This window comes from Methylobacterium sp. WL18 (assembly GCF_008040015.1).
Lineage (GTDB): Bacteria > Pseudomonadota > Alphaproteobacteria > Rhizobiales > Beijerinckiaceae > Methylobacterium > Methylobacterium mesophilicum.
The window spans coordinates 1-4,580 of the sequence record NZ_VRVD01000378.1 but is presented as its reverse complement, the minus strand read 5'-3'; the positions used below and the strand labels follow the sequence as shown (position 1 = coordinate 4,580).

The following is a 4,580-nucleotide window of genomic DNA, read 5'->3' as shown; positions in this document are numbered from 1 at the left end:
GGCCAGGGCGTAGCGGCCGGAGACGGTCAGGCTGGCGCCGGCGGCGTTGGCGAAGCCGGCGTCGGAGGAGACCGCCCCGGTGACGGCGACCTGCCCGGCGTTGCGGATGGCGCCGTCGAGGGCACCCCCGGTGGCGGTGAGGCTGCCGGTGTTGGTGATCCCGCCCGCGATGGTGCCGCTGGTGAGGGTGATGCCGGCGTTGGTCAGGCCGCCGGCGAGCGTCCCGGCATGGGTCAGGGTGGTGCCGGCGAGGGTGATCACCGGCGAGACCAGGCTGGCGGGGGCGGTGAGGCCGAGCCCGCCGGCGGCGACGGTGGTCGGGCCGGTGAAGCTGTGGGCGGCGGTCAGCGTGAGCGTGCCGGCGCCGAGCTTGGTCAGGCCGCCGGGGCCGGAGATGGTACCCGCGAAGGTGACGGCGTCGGCCCGGTTGAACGCCAGGGTGCCGGCGTTGGCGACATCGCCGACGAGGCTGCCCGCGGTGCCGCCGTCCCCGACCTGGAGGGTGCCGGCCGCGATGGTGGTGGCGCCCGCGTAGGTGTTGGTGCCCGACAGCGCGAGGGTTCCGGCGCCGAGCTTGGCCAGGCCGCCGGTGCCGGTGAGCGACTGGGTGAGGGTGAAGGTGTTGGCCGGGTCGGCGATGTCGAGCCCGCCGCCGCCCGCGGCCCAGGTGATCGGCCGGTCGGTGGCGGTGAAGCCGGTGCCGGTGACCTGCAGGACGCCGCCGTCGAAGCTGAGCGGGGCGGAGGCCGCGCCGAGGCTGGCGTCGCGCGACACGGACAAAGTACCGCCGGCGAAGGTGGTGCCGCCGGAATAGCTGTTGGTGCCGGTGAGCGTGAGCGTGCCGCCGCCGGTCTTGATCAGGCTGCCGCGGGTCGGGATCGACGCGAAGGACGCGATGCGGGTGGTCTCGAGCGGGATTTCCGCTTGCCATTCGGCGGCGACCGCTACGGCGGTTCGTGCGTAGTCGGCGCTGGTCAGGCCCGCGAGATAGCTCCCCAGCCGCCAGCCGACATAGCCACGGGCGTAGCCATAGTTGGTGAGTGGCCAATAGCGCCGGTATCCGGTGCCATCAATGAAGGTGTCGAGAATGACGCTGGCGACCGGGTCCGCGCCGGCGACCTTGAGAGCGGTTAGAATGGCCGCCTGATTGCCCCTGCCCAAGGCCTTGACCACAGCGTCGAGGGTGTTGCGCGCCGTGGGAATGGCGGCCTGAAGGGCCGGAACGGTGCGCTGCCGATCCCCGTCTGCCTTCCGGGCGGGCCAGGCGGCGGCCTCGGCATCGTTCTCCTGCTTGCGCTGGACGAGGGCATCCTCTGAGATGTCGTTCGACCACGTGTCGCTGGTGCCGGTCGGCAGGTTGGCGACGACGGGACCGAGGAACTGGCCCGGCCCCTTCATGGCCTTGTTGAGGTCGATCACGCCCCAGCCCCAGATCGCGTTGGGGGCGTTCGGGTTGGCGTCTGGCACGCCATCGACGGCGTTGCGGTGATAGGCGGTGGTGAGCAGGACGTCGCGCGCCTGCTGGTTGGTCATGTACGGATAGCGCTGCATGATCACCGCGAGTGCGCCCGTGGCATGCGGCGCGGCCATCGAGGTGCCGTTCACGGTCGAGTAGCCGCTCTGTTTGTTCAGATCGACGTGCCAGTGATCGGCCGTCCAGGCATCCCCTGGAGCCGAAGGTGGAACGGTGCTCGTGATCGCGCCGCCGGGTGCTGCGACATACCAATATTTTGCGGCGCCTGCTTTTACTGAGTAGATGTCCAATACAAGACGGCTGGGATCGGATCGGCCCTGATCGTCCCGACGCGTGGCCCCGACGGTCACCCAGTTGCGTTCGAGATCCGATTGAAAATATGGAAGTACGGATCGCGTGTCCGGATGAGCGGTAGAATTATTTCCGGCGGCGAAGACCAGGATCGGATCATATTTCTTGGCTACTTCAGCAAGTGCATCAAGATATGTCTTCTTGCCGATAAAATTTGCGTAGGAGCTTACGAGTCCCTCGATGTTGTTGTAGCTGTCGGCGGGCGGTGAATTTCCCCACGACGTGTTGATGGCCCGGGCCCCGGCCGCAGCCAAGCTGCCATAAGCGTTCTTGAAGTAGGCGTAATCGGCGTTGGCACCGTACGTCATCTCGTCGGTGGATTGCGTGTTGGTAACGTAGACGTTGGCGTTGAACGCCACGCCATGCATGCCGACGCCGTCTCGGGAGGCCCCGATCGTGCCGGTCACATGCGTTCCGTGCGGATCGTTGTAGGCAGCATTGTACGCGCCCGGAACGCTGTAGGGCTGGCCGCCGGAGAAGCTGGTGGGTCGCGGTGATCGATTGATCGGGTTTCCAGACCAATCCATGAAGTAAAACCCGTCGGCACCGAACGTGCCGGTCAAGGTCAGCGGCTTGATGCGGCCATCGGCGAATTCCGGGTGGGCTCTGTAGACGCCGGAATCGACCACCCCGACGGTGACGCCCAGGCCGGTATAGCCGGCCGCGTAGGCGTCGGCGGCGTGCATCGCCTCCAGGCCCCAATCCGCCTGGTATTCCGGCGTGCGCCACGTTGCGGGGTCGGTGCTGGCGAGGCTCTGGGCGAGGGCGTGGTGCGAGACCGAGGCACCCAAGGCCGCCAGACCGAGGGTCGAACGGCACAACGCGGTCGCGATCAAGCGCCGACGATTAAATCCACCCCCTGAAATGCAATCGACGTACGCATGTCTACGCATCTTATCTGCCCGTTTTCCCGTAGAAATGGAAACAACGCCGTCGTTCCCCGCAGTGGATCGTCGTTTTTCTCAATCTGATGCGGCGAGCGATGCGAATAGGTGAAGATTAAATCTCGTAAAACGCGGCGTGCAAGTGGAATTTTGCTTTTCAAAACGACAACGAAATCAATCAATCATTGTGTTGATGTATAATATTGATCGGAATTTATTCGGTATGTCTCGGGTCGCGGTACCGACTGAATTTCAGAATGGCATGTTTATTGCTTGCATCGGCAAGGAAGGCATGGGCCGCCGGGTGCTTCCGTCGGTTGTGCAGACGCGGTTTCCCTACGCCGTGTGACCGGGATGCCACGGCGTGGCACCCCAGCCGGCAGGCGGAGCATGCCCTCGGCAGGGCGCTGCCGCACGTCATCCGCACGATACGGCGCGACCGCCGCGCCCCAGGTGAGGCCGCTCGGCTCACGCTCGGGACCACGAGTGGGGCCGCGCCGTGTTCACGGCGGCGTCGACGGATGGGAAGACTGGAATCGGGGCGGTTGACGGTTCCGCCCTGGTCGCGGGGCGCTGACGAGCCCCGCTTCAGCCTTCGATGAGATGCGGCACGAACCGTGCCCGGTCCGTGGTGATGCGGCCCAGCCCCTCGCGCATACAGAGGCCGCAGGGCTCGTCCCCGACGATCCAACTGCCGACGAGCGCGTGGCGGCCATCGAAGGCGGGGAGTTCCGCCAGCGCCTGCCGCACGAAGCCTTCGCGACCATAGGGGCCCGCGTCGCGCTCCAGGAGCACGCCGTCGCGCACGAGCAGGATGTTGGCGCCCTCACGCGAGACGAGCGGTTTCTTCGCGAAGGAGGTGCCCAGGGCCGCCTTGCCGGGATCGTCCTCGAAGTAGGTCGGAAGGAGGTTCGGGTGGCCGGGCGCCATCGCCCACAGATGGGCGAGCAGGCCCTTGTTGGAGAGCACGGCCTTCCACGGCGGTTCGACGAAGCGGGTGGGCGAAGCGCCGATTGCCGGGCCGAACGCGTCGGCGAGCAGCCATTCCCAGGGGTAGAGCTTGAACAGGGCGGCCAGCGGCCGGCCTGCGGCGTCGAGGAACCGCCCGTCCTCGGACAGGCCGACCGCCTCGAGCGGCACGAACGGCGCCGCGAGCCCAGCCTGCACGGCGCAATCTTGCAGGTAGGCGACCGTGCCCCTGTCCTCCGGCGCGTCGGGATAGCACGTGAACGCCAGGGCGCCGGGGAGCCCCATGGCGGCAAGGCGGGCGATCAGCCGCTCGTGGAGCGCGTTGAACTGGTCCGCCCCCGCCGGCAGGCGTCCCCGCGCGAGACTATCCTCCAGCCAGAGCCACTGGAACACGGCGCTCTCGTAGAGGGCGGTCGGCGTGTCGGCGTTGTATTCGAGGAGCTTGGCCGGTCCGGTGCCGGCCCCGCCGTAACAGAAGTCCATCCGGCCGTAGAGGGAGGGGTCGCGCCGCCGGAAACTGTCCGCGATGGCGTCCCAGGCGTGCTCGGGGATCGCCAGGGAGGCGAGGATCGCGCCGTCCGACACGGCCCGGTCGGCGAAGGTGAGGCACAGGGCATGCAGCTCCCGCGTGGGCGCCTCGATGTCGTCCTCGATCTCGGCCAGGGTGAAGGCGTAGTAGGCGCTCTCGTCCCAGTAGGGTTCGTCGTCGAAGGTGTGGACGGTGAAGCCGGCCCGCGCCGCGTGATCGCGCCAATCGGGACGCTCCGGGAGGGGCACGCGGCGCATCAGCCGCCTCCGAACCCGCCCGAGCGGCTGCCGGCCGAAGCGATCGCCCGCCCGGTCCCACCGAACCCGCCCCGGGACACCATCCGCGGTGCGGACGCCGTCGCGCGCGCCACGCT

General features: G+C 67.8%; 2 protein-coding genes. Both read right to left on the bottom strand.

All coding sequences use genetic code 11. The features are described from left to right. On the bottom strand, positions 1-2,661 hold a 2,661-nt coding region (locus FV228_RS34825; RefSeq protein ID WP_187277842.1), incomplete at its 3' end, for a S8 family serine peptidase. Positions 2,662-3,297: 636 nt separating this feature from the next. Further along, complete coding sequence (locus tag FV228_RS20970; protein WP_147856382.1) at positions 3,298-4,464, bottom strand: glutathionylspermidine synthase family protein; 1,167 nt, start codon at positions 4,462-4,464, stop codon at positions 3,298-3,300. Positions 4,465-4,580: the final 116 nt, after the last annotated feature.